Origin of the sequence: Burkholderia sp. Se-20373 (assembly GCF_017104705.1) — a bacterium.
Classification (GTDB): Bacteria; Pseudomonadota; Gammaproteobacteria; order Burkholderiales; family Burkholderiaceae; genus Burkholderia.
On sequence record NZ_JAAGPH010000006.1, the window covers coordinates 84967 to 101663 of the forward strand.

The 16697-nt window shown below is 64.7% G+C and carries 16 protein-coding genes and 1 tRNA gene; 14 read left to right on the top strand and 3 right to left on the bottom strand.

Annotated elements, in window-relative coordinates; genetic code table 11:
• The first annotated feature begins 9 nt into the window (after positions 1–9).
• Positions 10–1554 carry a 2-isopropylmalate synthase gene (locus G3N96_RS03555; protein ID WP_039370571.1) on the top strand — a complete coding sequence of 515 codons (1545 nt, stop codon included), beginning with the start codon at positions 10–12 and terminating at the stop codon, positions 1552–1554.
• A gap of 84 nt (positions 1555–1638) precedes the next feature.
• Here the strand turns inward: G3N96_RS03555 and G3N96_RS03560 are convergent, their stop codons facing one another.
• The 3 genes from G3N96_RS03560 to G3N96_RS03570 form a co-directional block, all read right to left on the bottom strand.
• On the bottom strand, positions 1639–3189 hold the full coding sequence (locus G3N96_RS03560) for a SulP family inorganic anion transporter (RefSeq protein ID WP_206136244.1): 1551 nt from the start codon (positions 3187–3189) through the stop codon (positions 1639–1641).
• Between the two features lie 37 nt (positions 3190–3226).
• Positions 3227–3868: a carbonic anhydrase gene (locus G3N96_RS03565; protein ID WP_206136245.1), complete on the bottom strand. Its 642-nt coding sequence runs from the start codon at positions 3866–3868 to the stop codon at positions 3227–3229.
• Between the two features lie 382 nt (positions 3869–4250).
• Entirely contained in the window at positions 4251–4763 is a 513-nt protein-coding gene (locus tag G3N96_RS03570; RefSeq protein WP_069248473.1) for a hypothetical protein, read from the bottom strand.
• A gap of 169 nt (positions 4764–4932) precedes the next feature.
• Between G3N96_RS03570 and G3N96_RS03575 the strand changes: the two genes are divergently transcribed.
• The 13 genes from G3N96_RS03575 to nuoF all read left to right on the top strand — a co-directional run bounded on the left by G3N96_RS03575 (position 4933) and on the right by nuoF (position 16631).
• Positions 4933–6192 carry a branched-chain amino acid ABC transporter substrate-binding protein gene (locus G3N96_RS03575; protein ID WP_206136246.1) on the top strand — a complete coding sequence of 420 codons (1260 nt, stop codon included), beginning with the start codon at positions 4933–4935 and terminating at the stop codon, positions 6190–6192.
• A 107-nt stretch (positions 6193–6299) separates the two neighbouring features.
• Complete coding sequence (gene rpsO / locus G3N96_RS03580; protein ID WP_006398792.1) at positions 6300–6569, top strand: 30S ribosomal protein S15; 270 nt, start codon at positions 6300–6302, stop codon at positions 6567–6569.
• A gap of 290 nt (positions 6570–6859) precedes the next feature.
• Complete coding sequence (pnp, locus tag G3N96_RS03585) at positions 6860–9007, top strand: polyribonucleotide nucleotidyltransferase (protein WP_124582744.1); 2148 nt, start codon at positions 6860–6862, stop codon at positions 9005–9007.
• 151 nt (positions 9008–9158) lie between these two features.
• Entirely contained in the window at positions 9159–10178 is a 1020-nt protein-coding gene (locus G3N96_RS03590; protein ID WP_206136247.1) for an NAD(P)H-quinone oxidoreductase, read from the top strand.
• 141 nt (positions 10179–10319) lie between these two features.
• Positions 10320–11075 carry a triose-phosphate isomerase gene (gene tpiA / locus G3N96_RS03595; RefSeq protein ID WP_206136248.1) on the top strand — a complete coding sequence of 252 codons (756 nt, stop codon included), beginning with the start codon at positions 10320–10322 and terminating at the stop codon, positions 11073–11075.
• Between the two features lie 72 nt (positions 11076–11147).
• Positions 11148–11525, top strand: a complete 378-nt coding sequence (secG, locus tag G3N96_RS03600) for a preprotein translocase subunit SecG (RefSeq protein WP_011352700.1) — start codon at positions 11148–11150, stop codon at positions 11523–11525.
• Positions 11526–11637: 112 nt separating this feature from the next.
• Positions 11638–11722, top strand: a tRNA-Leu gene (locus G3N96_RS03605).
• A gap of 154 nt (positions 11723–11876) precedes the next feature.
• On the top strand, positions 11877–12236 hold the full coding sequence (locus G3N96_RS03610) for an NADH-quinone oxidoreductase subunit A (protein WP_006398798.1): 360 nt from the start codon (positions 11877–11879) through the stop codon (positions 12234–12236).
• Positions 12237–12298: 62 nt separating this feature from the next.
• Positions 12299–12778, top strand: a complete 480-nt coding sequence (locus G3N96_RS03615; RefSeq protein ID WP_006398799.1) for an NADH-quinone oxidoreductase subunit B — start codon at positions 12299–12301, stop codon at positions 12776–12778.
• A 21-nt stretch (positions 12779–12799) separates the two neighbouring features.
• A complete protein-coding gene (locus G3N96_RS03620; RefSeq protein ID WP_043188849.1) occupies positions 12800–13402 on the top strand; it encodes an NADH-quinone oxidoreductase subunit C in 603 nt (200 codons plus the stop codon).
• Between the two features lie 9 nt (positions 13403–13411).
• On the top strand, positions 13412–14665 hold the full coding sequence (locus G3N96_RS03625) for an NADH-quinone oxidoreductase subunit D (protein ID WP_006478265.1): 1254 nt from the start codon (positions 13412–13414) through the stop codon (positions 14663–14665).
• A gap of 173 nt (positions 14666–14838) precedes the next feature.
• A complete protein-coding gene (nuoE, locus tag G3N96_RS03630; RefSeq protein ID WP_006750460.1) occupies positions 14839–15324 on the top strand; it encodes an NADH-quinone oxidoreductase subunit NuoE in 486 nt (161 codons plus the stop codon).
• Complete coding sequence (gene nuoF / locus G3N96_RS03635) at positions 15321–16631, top strand: NADH-quinone oxidoreductase subunit NuoF (protein ID WP_006478267.1); 1311 nt, start codon at positions 15321–15323, stop codon at positions 16629–16631. Before nuoE ends, nuoF begins: the two co-directional genes overlap by 4 nt.
• Positions 16632–16697 lie beyond the last annotated feature (66 nt).

Consider the following 16697-nt stretch of genomic DNA (forward strand, 5'->3'; position numbering starts at 1 on the left):
GAGCCCCCCATGACAGACAAGCTGATCATTTTCGATACGACGTTGCGTGACGGCGAACAATCGCCTGGTGCGTCGATGACGAAGGAAGAGAAAATCCGCATCGCGAAGCACCTCGAGCGAATGAAGGTCGACGTGATCGAGGCCGGCTTCGCGGCCAGCTCGAACGGCGATTTCGACGCGATCCACACGATCGCCGGTCTCGTGAAGGACAGCACGATCTGCTCGCTGGCGCGCGCCAACGACAAGGACATCCAGCGCGCCGCTGACGCGCTGAAGCCGGCCAACAGCGCGCGGATCCACACGTTCATCGCGACGTCGCCGCTGCACATGGAGAAGAAGCTGCGGATGACGCCCGACCAGGTGTTCGAGCAGGCCCGCCTCGCGGTGCGCTTCGCGCGCAAGTTCACCGACAACGTCGAATTCTCGCCGGAAGACGGCAGCCGCTCGGATCTCGACTTCCTGTGCCGCGTGCTGGAAGCCGTGATCGCGGAAGGCGCGACGACGATCAATATTGCCGACACGGTCGGCTACGGCGTGCCGGAGCTGTACGGCAACCTCGTGAAGACGCTGCGGGAGCGCATTCCGAACTCCGACAAGGCGATCTTCTCGGTGCATTGCCACAACGATCTCGGGATGGCGGTGGCGAATTCGCTCGCCGGCGTGAAGATCGGCGGTGCGCGCCAGATCGAGTGCACGATCAACGGCCTCGGCGAGCGCGCGGGCAACACGTCGCTCGAAGAAATCGTGATGGCCGTGAAGACCCGCAAGGACTACTTCGGCCTCGACGTCGGCATCGACACGACGCAGATCGTACCCACGTCGAAGCTCGTGTCGCAGATCACCGGTTTCGTCGTGCAGCCGAACAAGGCGGTGGTCGGCGCGAACGCGTTCGCGCACGCGTCGGGCATTCACCAGGACGGCGTGCTGAAGGCGCGCGACACCTACGAGATCATGCGCGCGGAGGACGTGGGCTGGACCGCGAACAAGATCGTGCTCGGCAAGCTGTCGGGCCGTAACGCGTTCAAGCAACGTCTGCAGGAGCTCGGCGTGGCGCTCGACAGCGAGAGCGAACTCAATGCCGCGTTCATGCGCTTCAAGGATCTGGCCGATCGCAAGGCCGAGATCTTCGACGAAGACATCATCGCGATCGTGTCCGAGGAATCGGCGCTCGCGCACGAGCAGGAGCACTTCAAGTTCGTGTCGCTGTCGCAGCGTTCGGAGACGGGCGAGCAACCGCAGGCGAAAATCGTGTTCGCGGTCGAAGGCAAGGAAGTGACCGGTGAAGCGCGCGGCAACGGCCCGGTCGACGCGACGTTCAATGCGATCGAGGGCGAAGTCGGCAGCGGGTCCGAGCTGCTGCTGTACTCGGTGAACGCGATCACGACCGGCACGCAGGCGCAGGGCGAAGTGACCGTTCGTCTGTCGAAGAGCGGGCGGATCGTCAACGGCGTCGGCACCGATCCGGACATCGTCGCCGCATCCGCGAAGGCGTACATCTCCGCACTGAACAAGCTGCATTCGAAGGACGACAAGGTCAATCCGCAGCGCGCATAAGCGCAGCGCGCTGCGCATCACCGAAACGCCCCGTGCGGCCCTGTGCCGCCGGGGCGTTTTTTCATTTACTCACTCATCCACTGCTCATTCGGCGGCCGGCGCACGGAACAGCCAGCGGCGCGCGGCCGTACGCGGCGCCGGGCTGCGCCGCCGGAACTCGACCGCGATCCCGCGTCTCGGCGCATCGGCGACGAACGCGTCGAGCAGTTCGAGCACGTCGTGATCGATATAGTCGGCGCGCGTCGCGTCGATGATCACCGCGGCCCGGTCGGGAATGTGCCGCAGGTGATGCTTGACCTGCACCTTGCCGAGAAACGACACGTCCTTGCGGAACGACAGCAGGAAGTGGTCGTCGTGCTGCGCGAGCGTGACGGGGCTCTTCAGGTTCGCGACGGCGACTGCCAGCACGCTGCACGCGAGGCCGAGCGCGATGCCGAACAGCAGGTCGACCGCGAGCACGCCGGCGATCGTCGCGGCGAACGGCACGAATGCGGCTGGCCCCTGTTTCATCACCGAGCGGAACAGCGCCGGTTTCGCGAGCTTGAAGCCGGTGTGGATCAGGATCGCGGCCAGGCTCGCGAGCGGGATCAGGTTGATCAGTCCCGTGAGCGCGAACACGCTCGCGAGCAGCAGCATCCCGTGCACGATCGCCGACATCCGGCTTTGCGCGCCCGCATTGACGTTCACCGAGCTGCGCACGATCACCGACGTGATCGGCAGCCCGCCGACCGCGCCCGCGACGAGATTGCCGACACCCTGGGCCTTGAGCTCGCGGTCGGGCTGGGTCGGCCGGCGCTTCGGATCGATCTGTTCGACGGCTTCGAGGCTCAGCAGCGTCTCGAGGCTTGCGACGACCGCGAGCGTGATCGCGACCCGCCACACGTCAGGATTGACGAGCTGCGCGAAGTTCGGGCCGAGCTCCGCATGCTTGAACGACGCCGCGAAGGCCGCGAACGATCCGAGTTCGGGCAGCGTCACGCGATGGGCGGCGCCCGGCGCCACTGACGGTGCGACGACGCTCAGCACGAGCGTGGCGCCGATACCCAGCACGACCACCGCGAGCGGGGCCGGCACCGAACGCACCAGCGCGAAGCGGCGCAGCGCGGGCGTGTCCCATGCGACCAGCAGCGCGAGCGAGGCGAGCGCGATGGCCGTCGCGGCCCACGCGACCGGCAGGCCCGGCCAATTCGCAAACGATTGCGCGGCCGAGCCGCCGATACCGAAGGCGAACGGAATCTGCTTCACGATCAGCAGCAGGCCGATCGCGGCGAGCATGCCCTTGATGACGGGTGACGGCACATAGGCGGCGAAGCGGCCGGCGCGCAGCATGCCGAACCCGAACTGCAGGACGCCGGACAGCAGCACCGCGAGCAGGAACGCGGAGAAGCTGCCGAGTTGTGCGATCCCTTCGACGACGATCACGACGAGGCCGGCGGCCGGCCCGCTGACGGACAGCGACGAGCCGCTCAGCAGCGCGACGACGATGCCGCCGACGATCCCGGACACGAGCCCGGCGAACGGTTCGACGCCGGATGCATTGGCGATGCCGAGACACAGCGGCAGCGCGACGAGGAAAACGACGACGCCGGCGACGATGTCGCGCGGCAGGGTGGACAGGCGCTCGTTCAGTTTCATGGTTGGGGCGATTTCATTGGCTTGGGGGCGGGGTAGGTCAGCCGAGCGCGCCGGCCGTCGCGGCCTGCACGGGTTCGACGTCGGCGGGCGGCGTGGTGTAGCCGGAATCGAGTTCCTGCAGGCGGCCGTCGGCGAGCGAAAAGATCCAGCCGTGCACGAGCGGCGGCCGCTCGTGGCCCTGCACGATCGGGGACGCGCGCAGCAGCTTCACCTGTTCGAGCACGTTGAGTTCGGCGAGGCGGTCGGCGGCGGCCGCGTCGTCCAGCCCGTCCAGCATGTCGCGATGGCGCCGCGCGAGCGCGCAGAGCGGCGCGATGCGGCGCGCGACGTGCGGCAGGTCGGACGGCGGCGGCAGCAGCGACGCGCGTACGCCGCCGCATCCGTAGTGCCCGCATACGATCACGTGGTCGACCTGCAGCACGCGCACCGCGTACTCGAGGACGCTGGCGGAATTGTCGTCGTCGGGATGGAACAGGTTCGCGATGTTGCGATGGACGAACAGCTCGCCGGGCGCGCAGTGCGTGATGGTCTCGGCCGGCACGCGGCTGTCGGCGCAGCCGATCCACAGCACGCGCGGATTCTGGCCGCGCGCGAGCGCGTCGAAGAAGCCGGGCGTGTATTCACGCGTTTCGCGGGCCCAGGCGATGTTGGCAACCAGCATGCTCTTTGGGCGATTCATGAGGACTCCTTTTTGATTAAGGCAAACGAATATCGACGAAAATGTCGCAATGGCATGCTTTCTAAATTGAAAGGTTGGTTTTCGACTGATATTAGGGGTATGCCCTAGCACTTCGGGGGTGCTGAAACAATTTGTTTCAAATTGATTTGGCGCAGTGCATGGCGTGCACCAATTCGCCGCATGACATGCACTGCACATGCCTGTTTCCGCGCAAAGGCCCGCATGACGCGGATGTCAGCGAGGTGCCATCGAAATGTCATCGATCGGAAAAGATTTCCGTCGCATTTTCCGAATTAATCGGGAAGCGGAAAAAAGGAAATGGCCATTCACGCAATGATTCGTGAATGGCCATGCTGAAAATTGCGCGTAAATGCGTAATCGGTCAGAACAGGTTGCGGCGGTCGGGGTCGTGCAGCGGGTCGGGCGTTTTCTGCGTGATGCGCAGGATGCCCTGCGGATCGAAGTAGAAGCTGTACATCATGTACCAGACGTTGTCCTCGAGATACCGGTAAGTCCACACCTCGCGCTTCATCAGCGGGAAGTAGGACGTCTCGACGGGGCGTCCGAAGTTCACGAGTACGTCGGTCTTCGTCCACTTGCCGATCTCTGCCCGATAGAACTCGTTCGGCTGCAGGACCTGGCGCACGTTGACGATCTTGTGGGCCGCGTCGACGTCGGCCGCGATGGTGATTTCGCCCATCGGCTGGGTCGGCCACATCAGGCGCTTGCCGCCGCCGGGCAGGTCGTAGATTTCGCGCGGCGGGCCCATGCGTGCGACGATCGCCGACTCGTCCTGGCCGGCCTGGTATTGCTGCCACGGTTGCGCGCAACCGGCCAGCAGCGCGGCGGCACTGGCGACCAGCACCGGCAGGCGCGCGGAAATGCGAATGCGCATGGGGATTCTCCAGAACACGGAAACAAGTCCCGTTTTATCACGGACGGCGTGCGGCCGCGCATCGCGCGGAAAAAATCGGTACGGATCGCCGCCACGGTCACGCTTGCGGGCGGCGGGGGCGCAGGCCTATGATCCGCGCTTCTCGGGCAGATTGAGGGGCAGGTGGCCGATGCAGGGGTGGAAGCGGTGCGCGCTCGCGCTGAGCGCGGGATGGATGCTGGTGTCGTCGGCGTTTGCCGGCGGCGAGCCGGTGCGGATCGCGCTGATCGAAGGGATGTCGGGCCCGTTCGCGAATGCGGGCGCGGCGGTCGAGCGCAACTTGCGCTTCGGCGTCGAGCAGGTCAATGCGGCGGGCGGCGTGAAGCTGCACGATGGCGCGCATCCGCTCGAGCTCGTGGTGCTCGACAGCAAAGGGAGCCCCGAGGAGGCGCTCGTGCAGTTGCGCGCGGCCGCGGACCGCCATATCGGGTTCGTCACGCAGGGCAACAGTTCGGCCGTCGCTGCCGCGCTCGTCGCGGCGCTCGACAAGCTGAACGCGCGCGATCCGGACAGCCGGATGCTGTTCCTCAACTATTCGGCCGACGATCCGGCGCTGACCGGCGCGCGCTGCAGCTTCTGGCATTTCCGCTTCGATGCGCATGCGGGCATGCGGATGGCCGCGCTCGCGGACGTGATGGCGCGCGACCGCGCGCTCCACAAGGTCTACCTGCTGAACCAGGACTACAGCTTCGGCCGCGACGTCAGCGCGCTCGCCCGACAGGCGCTGGCTGCGCGGCGCCCGGACGTGACGATCGCCGGCGACGAATTCCACCCGATCGGCCGGATCAAGGATTTCTCGCCGTACGTCGCGAAGATCCGTGCGAGCGGCGCCGACGCCGTCGTGACCGGCAACTGGGGCAACGACCTCACGCTGCTCGTGAAGGCGGCGCGCGAGCAGGGGCTGAATGCGAAGTTCTATACCTTCTACGGCAACAGCCTCGGCGCGCCGGCGGCGCTTGGCGACGCCGGTGTCGGGCGGGTCGTGGCCGTGGCGGACTGGCACCCGAACGCGGGCGGCGCGAAATCGGATGCGTTCTACCGCGCGTTCCGGAGCCGTTTTCCGGCCGCCCAGGACGACTATCCGGTGCGACGGATGAGCCTGATGATCGAGATGCTGGCCGTCGCGATGAACCGCGCGGGTACCGCCGACCCCGTCGCGGTCGCCCGCGCGCTCGAGAGCCTGTCGTTCGACGACGGATTCCACGCGTCGCGAATGCGCGCGCTGGATCACCAGCTGATCCAGCCCCTTTACGTGATGGAGATGGACAAGGTCGGCACGCCGGGCGTGCGCTTCGACAACGAGGGCTCGGGCTACGGTTTCCGGACGGTGCTCGCGGTGCCGGCGCCGCGCACGGAGATGCCGTCCGCCTGCTCGATGACGCGCCCGTGACAGGAGGCGGTAAGAACGGCGCGGAGTTGTGCTACAATGCGCGCCGGTTGTAAGTCACGGCACGGCCATTCTTCCGTGTCCGCCTGTTCAGTTAGAAAGGAAATCACATGTCTGTTGCAGATATCAAGAAGTCGGAAGTTGTTGCTCAGTTCGCCCGCGGTACCAACGACACGGGGAGCCCCGAAGTCCAGGTCGCACTGCTGACCGCACGTATCGTCGAACTGACGGGTCACTTCAAGACCCACGCGAAGGATCATCACAGCCGCCGCGGTCTGCTGCGCATGGTGAGCCGCCGCCGCAAGCTGCTCGACTACCTCAAGGGCAAGGATGCCGACCGTTACCGCGCACTGATCGAGAAGCTGGGTCTGCGTAAGTAATCGAGGCGATTGCCGCCAGCAAGATGCCTGTGTCAGTCCGCTGATACAGGCATTTTGTTTTTGCGCGGTGCGTAGCGTCACACGCACCGCAGGCTGTCCGGCACGGTTGTGCCGGGCTGCCGCAACGACTGATACCGGGGCAGGATTTGTGTCATTCCAGCGCGTCGCTGCATGAGCGCCGCGCTGGAATGGCATAAAAAACACACCTTGCTCCGGGTGATTCGGTCGGGACGCCGCCGCGCGGGATGGCCGGTGCGGCGAATGAAATGCATGAATTCAAAGGAGCAACCATGTCCATGTTCAACAAGGTCGTGAAGGAATTCCAGTGGGGCCAGCACAAGGTGCGCCTCGAAACCGGTGAAGTCGCTCGCCAGGCAAGCGGCGCCGTGATCGTCGACGTCGAAGACACCGTCGTGCTGGCAACCGTCGTCGGCGCGAAGTCGGCGAAGCCGGGTCAGGATTTCTTCCCGCTGACCGTCGACTACCTCGAGAAGACCTACTCGGCCGGCAAGATCCCGGGCGGCTTCTTCCGTCGCGAAGGCCGTCCGTCGGAGCACGAGACGCTGACGTCGCGCCTGATCGACCGTCCGCTGCGCCCGCTGTTCCCGGAAGGCTTCTACAACGAAGTCCAGGTCGTGATCCACGTGCTGTCCGTGAACCCGGAAATCCCGGCGGACATCCCCGCGCTGATCGGCGCATCGGCTGCGCTCGCCGTGTCGGGCCTGCCGTTCAACGGCCCGGTCGGTGCCGCACGCGTGGCCTACATCGACAACGCATACGTGCTGAACCCGACGCGTGACCAGATCAAGGCGTCGAGCCTCGACCTCGTCGTCGCAGGTACGGAACGTGCCGTGCTGATGGTCGAATCGGAAGCCGATCAGCTGTCGGAAGACGTGATGCTGGGCGCCGTGGTGTTCGGCCACGAGCAAATGCAGGTCGCGATCGACGCGATCCACGAACTGGTCCGCGAAGGCGGCAAGCCCGAATGGGACTGGCAGCCGGCGCCGAAGAACGAAGCGCTGATCGCACGCGTGACCGAGCTGGCACAGAACGACCTGCTCGCTGCTTACCAGCTCCGCGACAAACAGGCGCGCTCGACCAAGCTGAAGGAAGTCTACGCGGCAACCTCGGCGAAGCTCGAGGAAGATGCGCAGGCAGCCGGTACGGTCGCAGCCGACAAGGCAACGGTCGGCAACGTGCTGTTCGACATCGAAGCGAAGATCGTCCGTTCGCAGATCCTGAACGGCGAGCCGCGCATCGACGGCCGCGACACGCGCACCGTGCGCCCGATCGAGATCCGCACCGGCGTGCTGCCGCGTACCCACGGCTCGGCGCTGTTCACGCGCGGCGAGACGCAGGCGCTGGTCGTCGCGACGCTCGGCACGAAGGGTGACGAGCAGATCATCGACGCGCTCGAAGGCGAGTACCGCGAGCGCTTCATGCTCCACTACAACATGCCCCCGTTCGCGACCGGCGAAACGGGCCGCGTCGGCTCGCCGAAGCGCCGCGAAATCGGCCACGGCCGCCTCGCGAAGCGCGCACTGGTCAAGTGCCTGCCGAGCGCCGACGAATTCGGCTACTCGATCCGCGTCGTGTCGGAAATCACCGAATCGAACGGTTCGTCGTCGATGGCATCGGTGTGCGGCGGCTGCCTCGCGCTGATGGACGCCGGCGTGCCGATGAAGGCGCACGTCGCGGGTATCGCGATGGGCCTGATCCTCGAAGGCAACAAGTTCGCGGTGCTGACCGACATCCTCGGCGACGAAGATCACCTCGGCGACATGGACTTCAAGGTGGCCGGCACGGAACAAGGCGTGACGGCACTGCAGATGGACATCAAGATCCAGGGCATCACGAAGGAAATCATGCAGGTCGCGCTCGCGCAGGCGAAGGAAGGCCGCATGCACATCCTCGGCAAGATGACGTCGGCGGTTTCGGGGGCGAACACGCAACTGTCGGAATTCGCGCCGCGCATGATCACGATCAAGATCAACCCGGAAAAGATCCGCGACGTGATCGGCAAGGGCGGTTCGGTGATCCGCGCGCTGACGGAAGAAACCGGCACGACCATCGACATCTCCGACGACGGCGTCGTGACGATCGCGAGCACGAACAGCGACGGCATGGCCGAAGCGAAGAAGCGCATCGAGCAGATCACGGCCGAGATCGAAGTGGGCCAGGTGTACGAAGGCACGGTTCTGAAGCTGCTCGATTTCGGCGCGATCGTGAACCTGCTGCCAGGCAAGGATGGCCTGCTGCACATCTCGGAAATCGTCAACGAGCGTGTGAAGGACATCAACGACTACCTGAAGGAAGGCCAGCAAGTGAAGGTCAAGGTCATCCAGACGGACGAAAAGGGTCGTGTGCGTCTGTCGGCAAAGGCGCTGCTGAACGAAGCAGCGGCGGCGTCGCAATCGGACACGCCGCCGCAGCAGTAAGCGGATAGGCGGACCAACGGCCGGCAGTGCGAAAGCGTGCCGGCCGTTTTTTCTGTAGCATCGTTGTGCGGCGCAGCAGCGCCGGCAGGCGCCCGTGCCGCGTGCGGGCGCGCCATCCGATTCCGATCCTGATCCTGGAGCGACCCACACCATGAAAGCCATCGAAATCACCGAGTTCGGCGCCCCCGACGTGCTGAAGCTTGCGGAGCGTCCGCGCCCCGAACCGAAGCGCGGCGAAGTGCTGATCAAGGTGGCGGCTTCCGGCGTGAACCGGCCCGACGTGTTCCAGCGCAAGGGTGCCTATGCGCCGCCGCCGGGTGCGTCGGATCTGCCGGGCCTCGAGGTCGCGGGCGAGATCGTTGGCGGCGACCTGTCCGACGCTGTTCAGAACCCGTTCGGCCTGAAGCTCGGCGATCGCGTGTGCGCGCTGCTCGCGGGCGGCGGCTATGCGGAATATGCGGTCGCGCCGCTGCCGCAATGCCTGCCGGTGCCCGACGGGCTCACCGATATCGAGGCCGCGTCGCTGCCCGAGACGTTTTTCACGGTGTGGAGCAACGTGTTCGACCGCGCGAAGCTCGGCGCGGGCGAGGGCGGCGAGCAGGAAACGCTGCTCGTGCAGGGCGGTTCGAGCGGCATCGGCGTGACGGCGATCCAGATCGCGCATGCGCTCGGCTTTCGGGTGTTCGCGACGGCGGGTACGGCCGACAAGTGCCGCGCGTGCGAGGCGCTCGGCGCGGAGCGTGCGATCAACTACAAGACGGAAGACTTCGTCGAGGTCGTGAAGTCGCTGACGCACGATCGCGGCGTCGACGTGATCCTCGACATGGTGGCGGGCTCGTACGTGCCACGCGAACTGTCCGCGCTCGCGGATGGCGGCCGTCTGGTGCTGATCGCGCTGCTCGGCGGCGCGAAGGCCGACGTCAACCTGAGCGAGATCCTGCGTCGGCGGCTGACCATCACGGGTTCGACGCTGCGCCCGCGTCCGGTCGAATTCAAGGCGCAGATCGCCGCGCAGTTGAAGGCGCGCGTGTGGCCGCTGCTTGCCGACGGCCGCATCAAGCCGGTGATCTATCGCGTATTGCCGGCGGCGGACGCCGCGCAGGCGCATGCGTTGATGGAAAGCAGCGAGCACACCGGCAAGATCGTGCTCGATTGGGGTACGAACGCCTGACGGCCCGCGTAGCCGGGCTTGACATGCGCGGTTTGACCGGTTCAAGGCGCGCGCAGTAAAATCGCCGGTTTGCTTCGCCAGATCAAACCTGACGGCCGGTTTCCGGCGCGTTAATGACCAAGCGGTGACGAGACAGACACGATGTCGAAACAGAGAACTAAGCGTGTGATCGGCAACTGGAAGATGCACGGCCGGCTGGCCGGCAACCAGGCGTTGCTGAACGAAGTGGTGCAGGGCGCGGGCGCGGTGGCGGCCGAAACGTCGGTCGGCGTGTGCGTGCCGTTCCCGTATCTCGCGCAGGTTCAGGCGCAGCTCGACGGCGGCCGTGTCGCCTGGGGTGCGCAGGACGTGTCGGCGCACGAGCAGGGCGCGTTCACCGGTGAAGTCGCGGCTGCGATGGTCGCGGAGTTCGGCGCACGCTATGCGATCGTCGGTCACTCGGAGCGCCGCGCGTATCACGGCGAACGCAACGAGACGGTCGCGGCGAAGACGCAGCGCGCACTCGCAGCGGGGCTCACGCCTGTCGTGTGCGTCGGCGAGACGCTCGACGAGCGTGAGTCGGGCGCGACCGAGCAGGTGGTCGGTGCGCAGCTCGACGCAGTGCTGGCCGTGCTGACGGCCGACGAGGCCGCGCGCATCGTCGTCGCGTACGAGCCGGTCTGGGCGATCGGCACGGGCAAGAGCGCGACGTCGGAGCAGGCGCAGGACGTGCACGCGTTCCTGCGTGCGCGTCTCGCGGCAAAGGGTGCGGCGGACGTGTCCGTGCTGTACGGCGGCAGCGTGAAGCCGGACAACGCGGAAGAGCTGTTTGCGCAGCCGGACATCGACGGTGGCCTGATCGGCGGCGCGTCGCTGAAGGCGGAAGATTTCCTGGCGATCTGCCGGGCCGCGCGCTGAGCGGTCCGAGATCGAATTGAACCATGACGGCGGCCGGTCGGTCCGGTCGCCCGATCCATTCGGGTGGGTGTGATGCTGTTATTCAAGACGCTGATTATTGTGGTGCAGGTTCTGTCTGCACTGGGTGTGATTGGTCTCGTGCTGTTGCAGCACGGCAAGGGTGCCGACATGGGCGCTGCGTTCGGCAGCGGCGCGTCGGGTAGCCTGTTTGGTGCAACGGGCTCGGCGAACTTCCTGTCGCGTACGACGGGCATTCTCGCGACGATCTTCTTCGTCGCGACGCTCGCGCTGACGTACCTCGGTTCGTACAAGTCGACGCCGTCGGCGGGCGTGCTGGGTGGGGTCGCGACCGCACCGGCATCGGCGCCTGCGGCATCGGCGCCGGCTGTCGCGGCATCTGCTGCCGCGGGTTCGGCTGCAAGCGCGCCGGGCCAGGACGTCCCGAAATAAAAAGTTAAATTTTTTGCGGTTGTGCGTTGAACAAATCTCGAAGTCGGGTTAGAATTTAATTCTTGAAGCGATTCGCGGGAAACAAGTAGTTACAACCCCGGTTGCATGCAGTGCCGACGTGGTGAAATTGGTAGACACGCTATCTTGAGGGGGTAGTGGCGAAAGCTGTGCGAGTTCGAGTCTCGCCGTCGGCACCAAAGTTACTCAATGCCAGCCGCTTCTAGTGGCTGGCATTTTTCATTTCTGGGGTGTGCTTGCGGTTGTCTTGCGATCGCCTGCACTCCGAAATGATTCCTTCCGCCGGATAGTGGTATTCTCCGGACGCTCAGAACCAACCGATAGAGGATTGCCTTGAACCTCGCAGCCTATTACCCCGTCTTGTTGTTCCTCCTCGTGGGCACTGGTTTAGGTATAGCGCTGGTCAGCATCGGCAAGCTCCTTGGTCCCAACAAGCCGGACGTCGAGAAGAACGCACCGTACGAGTGCGGCTTCGAAGCCTTTGAAGACGCCCGGATGAAATTCGACGTCCGGTACTACCTCGTCGCCATCCTGTTCATCATCTTCGATCTCGAAACCGCATTCCTGTTTCCGTGGGGCGTCGCGCTCCGGGATATCGGCTGGCCGGGTTTCATCGCAATGATGATTTTTCTGCTCGAATTCCTGCTGGGCTTTGCCTATATCTGGAAGAAAGGCGGCCTCGACTGGGAGTGATGGGTTAATCGCCGGTTTGCATGGGCGGCCACGCTCGGTCGCTCGTCTGGAGTGGAAAGCAAATGAGTATCGAAGGGGTCTTGAAGGAAGGGTTTGTCACCACGACGGCTGACAAGCTGATCAACTGGACGCGTACCGGCTCGCTGTGGCCGATGACGTTCGGGCTCGCGTGTTGCGCCGTCGAAATGATGCATGCGGGCGCGGCCCGTTACGACCTGGACCGGTTCGGCGTCGTGTTCCGCCCGAGCCCGCGCCAGTCGGACGTGATGATCGTCGCCGGCACGCTCTGCAACAAGATGGCGCCTGCGCTGCGCCGCGTGTACGACCAGATGGCCGAGCCGCGCTGGGTGATCTCGATGGGATCGTGCGCGAACGGCGGTGGCTACTACCACTACTCGTACTCGGTGGTCCGCGGCTGCGACCGGATCGTGCCGGTCGACGTCTACGTGCCGGGCTGTCCGCCCACGGCCGAGGCGCTGGTCTACGGCGTGATCCAGCTTCAGGCGAAGATCCGCCGCACCAATACCATCGCCCGTCAATAAAGCCCCGAGCGTCCCCTCAATATGGCAAGCAAAATCGAGACCCTCAAGGCAAACCTCGAAGCCGCGCTCGGCGCGCGCGTGGTGAGCCTCACCGAAGCGATCGGTGAACTGACGCTCGTCGTGAAGGCGAGCGATTACCTCGAAGTCGCAAAGATGCTGCGCGACGATCCGAAGCTCCGTTTCGAGCAACTGATCGACCTGTGCGGCGTCGACTACCAGACCTTCGGCGACGGCGCCTACGACGGCCCGCGTTTCGCGGCCGTGTCGCACCTGCTGTCGGTCACGAACAACTGGCGCCTGCGCCTGCGTGCATTCGCGCCGGACGACGACCTGCCGATCGTGGCATCGCTGGTCGACATCTGGACCTCCGCGAACTGGTACGAGCGCGAAGCGTTCGACCTGTACGGCATCGTGTTCGAAGGCCACCCCGACCTGCGCCGCATCCTCACCGACTACGGCTTCATCGGCCACCCGTTCCGCAAGGACTTCCCGGTGTCGGGCTATGTCGAAATGCGTTACGACCCGGAAGAGAAGCGGGTCGTGTACCAGCCGGTGACGATCGAGCCGCGCGAAATCACGCCGCGCGTGATCCGCGAGGATCGCTATGGCGGTCTGAAACATTAAGGGGGCGTCATGGCAGAAATCAAGAACTACACGCTCAACTTCGGCCCGCAGCACCCGGCAGCGCACGGCGTGCTGCGCCTCGTGCTCGAGCTCGACGGCGAAGTCATCCAGCGTGCCGATCCGCACATCGGCCTGCTGCACCGCGCGACGGAAAAGCTCGCGGAATCCAAAACGTTCATCCAGTCCGTGCCGTACATGGACCGTCTCGACTACGTGTCGATGATGGTCAACGAGCACGGCTACGTGCTCGCGATCGAAAAGCTGCTCGGCATCGAAGTGCCGGAGCGCGCGCAGTACATCCGCGTGCTGTTCGACGAAATCACGCGCGTGCTGAACCACCTGATGTGGATCGGCGCGCACGCGCTCGACGTCGGCGCGATGGCCGTGTTCCTGTACGCGTTCCGCGAGCGTGAAGACCTGATGGACGTGTACGAAGCGGTGTCCGGCGCCCGGATGCACGCGGCGTACTATCGTCCGGGCGGCGTCTATCGCGATCTGCCTGACGCAATGCCGCAATACAAGGCGTCGAAGATTCGCAACGAGAAGGCGCTCGCGAAGATGAACGAAGCGCGCAGCGGCTCGGTGCTCGACTTCATCGACGACTTCTTCACGCGCTTCCCGAAGTGCGTCGACGAATACGAAACGCTGCTCACCGACAACCGGATCTGGAAACAGCGTCTGGTCGGGATCGGCGTGGTCAGCCCGGAACGTGCGCTGCAGATGGGCCTGACGGGCCCGATGCTGCGCGGCTCGGGCATCGCCTGGGACCTGCGCAAGAAGCAGCCGTACGAAGTGTACGATCGCATGGATTTCGACGTGCCGGTCGGCGTGAACGGCGATTGCTACGACCGCTATCTGGTGCGCGTCGAAGAAATGCGCCAGTCGATCCGCATCGCGAAACAGTGTATTGAGTGGCTCCGCAAGAATCCGGGCCCGGTGATGACGGACAATCACAAGGTTGCACCGCCGTCGCGCGTCGGCATGAAGACCAACATGGAAGACTTGATTCACCACTTCAAGCTCTTCACCGAAGGTTTCCATGTGCCGGAAGGCGAAGCGTACGCGGCGGTCGAGCATCCGAAGGGTGAGTTCGGCATCTACCTCGTGTCGGATGGTGCCAACAAGCCGTATCGCCTCAAGATTCGCGCACCGGGTTTCGCGCACCTGGCGTCGCTCGACGAAATGGCGCGCGGTCACATGATCGCCGACGCCGTCACGATCATCGGTACGCAAGACATCGTGTTCGGCGAAATCGATCGCTAATGGTTAGCGCCGCCCGCGCGAGCGGGCGGCGAGCAGCAAGTCACACGCGATGCGCGCTGAACCGGCGCGGCTTCGCAAGCTGTCAACAGAGTGAGCGCCAGGTCTGCCGTCCATGCACCCCAGTGTGCGGCAGGTTGTTCGTTCGGTAGGAATTGAAAGAGTCGTGTCTGAAAATGATCTCAGCTGAAGGCCTGAAGGAAATCGATCGAGCGTTGACGAAGTATCCCGCCGATCAGAAACAGTCCGCCGTGATGTCGGCATTGGCCGTTGCTCAGGAAGAGCACGGCTGGCTGTCGCCCGAACTGATGCAGTTCGTCGCGGACTATCTCGGCATGCCGGCCGTTGCCGTGCAGGAAGTCGCGACGTTCTACACGATGTACGAGCTCAACCCGGTCGGCAAGCACAAGATCACGCTCTGCACGAACCTGCCGTGCCAGCTCGGCCCGGACGGTGGCGCGGAAGCGACCGCCGACTACCTGAAACAGAAGCTGGGCATCGGCTTCGGCGAGACCACGCCTGACGGCAAGTTCACGCTGAAGGAAGGCGAATGCATGGGCTCGTGCGGCGATGCGCCGGTGCTGCTGGTGAACAATCACAGAATGTGCAGCTTCATGAGCCGCGAGAAGATCGACCAGCTGCTTGAGGAGCTCTCGAAATGACGTCCCTCCACGACCGTCACATCAAACCGCTGATCCTCGCTGGTCTGAACGGCGAGAACTGGCATCTCGAAGATTACGTCGCGCGCGGCGGCTACAAGCAGCTGCGCCGCATTCTCGAAGAAAAGATTCCGCCCGAGCAGGTGATCGCCGACGTCAAGGCGTCGGGCCTGCGTGGCCGTGGCGGTGCGGGCTTCCCGACCGGCCTGAAGTGGAGTTTCATGCCGCGCCAGTTCCCGGGGCAGAAGTACCTCGTCTGCAATTCGGACGAAGGCGAGCCGGGCACGTTCAAGGATCGCGACATCCTGCGCTGGAACCCGCACGCGCTGATCGAAGGCATGGCCATCGGCGCGTACGCGATGGGCATCACCGTCGGCTACAACTACATCCACGGCGAAATCTTCGAAGTGTATCGACGCTTCGAAGCCGCGCTCGATGAAGCGCGCGCCGCGGGGTTCCTCGGCGACAACATCATGGGCTCGGAATTCTCGTTCCAGCTGCACGCGCATCACGGTTACGGCGCGTACATCTGCGGCGAAGAAACGGCACTGCTCGAGTCGCTCGAAGGCAAGAAGGGCCAGCCGCGCTTCAAGCCGCCGTTCCCGGCGAGCTTCGGCGTGTACGGCAAGCCCACCACGATCAACAACACCGAGACGTTCGCCGCGGTGCCGTTCCTGCTGTCCATCGGGCCGCAGAATTACCTCGAGATCGGCAAGCCGAACAACGGCGGCACGAAGATTTTCTCGGTGTCGGGCGACGTCGAGCGTCCGGGCAACTATGAAGTGCCGCTCGGCACGCCGTTCGCGACGCTGATGGAGCTTGCCGGCGGGATGCGCGGCGGCAAGAAGATCAAGGCCGTGATTCCGGGCGGTTCGTCGGCGCCGGTGATCCCGGGCGACATCATGATGCAGACGGATCTCGACTACGATTCGATCGCGAAGGCGGGCTCGATGCTCGGTTCCGGCGCGGTGATCGTGATGGACGAGACGCGTTGCATGGTGCGCTCGCTGCTGCGCCTGTCGTACTTCTACTACGAGGAATCGTGCGGCCAGTGCACGCCGTGCCGTGAAGGCACCGGCTGGCTGTATCGCGTCGTGAACCGTATCGAGCACGGCGAAGGCCGCCAGGAAGATCTGGACCTGCTGAACTCGGTTGCCGAGAACATCATGGGTCGCACGATCTGTGCACTCGGCGATGCGGCGGCGATGCCGGTACGCGGGATGCTCAAGCACTACTGGGACGAATTCGCGTACCACGTCGAGCACAAGCACTGCATGGTCGGCGGCCACGCGCACGCGGCGGCAGCCTGAAGCGAACCCGGTTGCGGAATTTGAGCGCACGGTCGGGCGAAGGCGCGAACGGGCGGAAATAGGTTA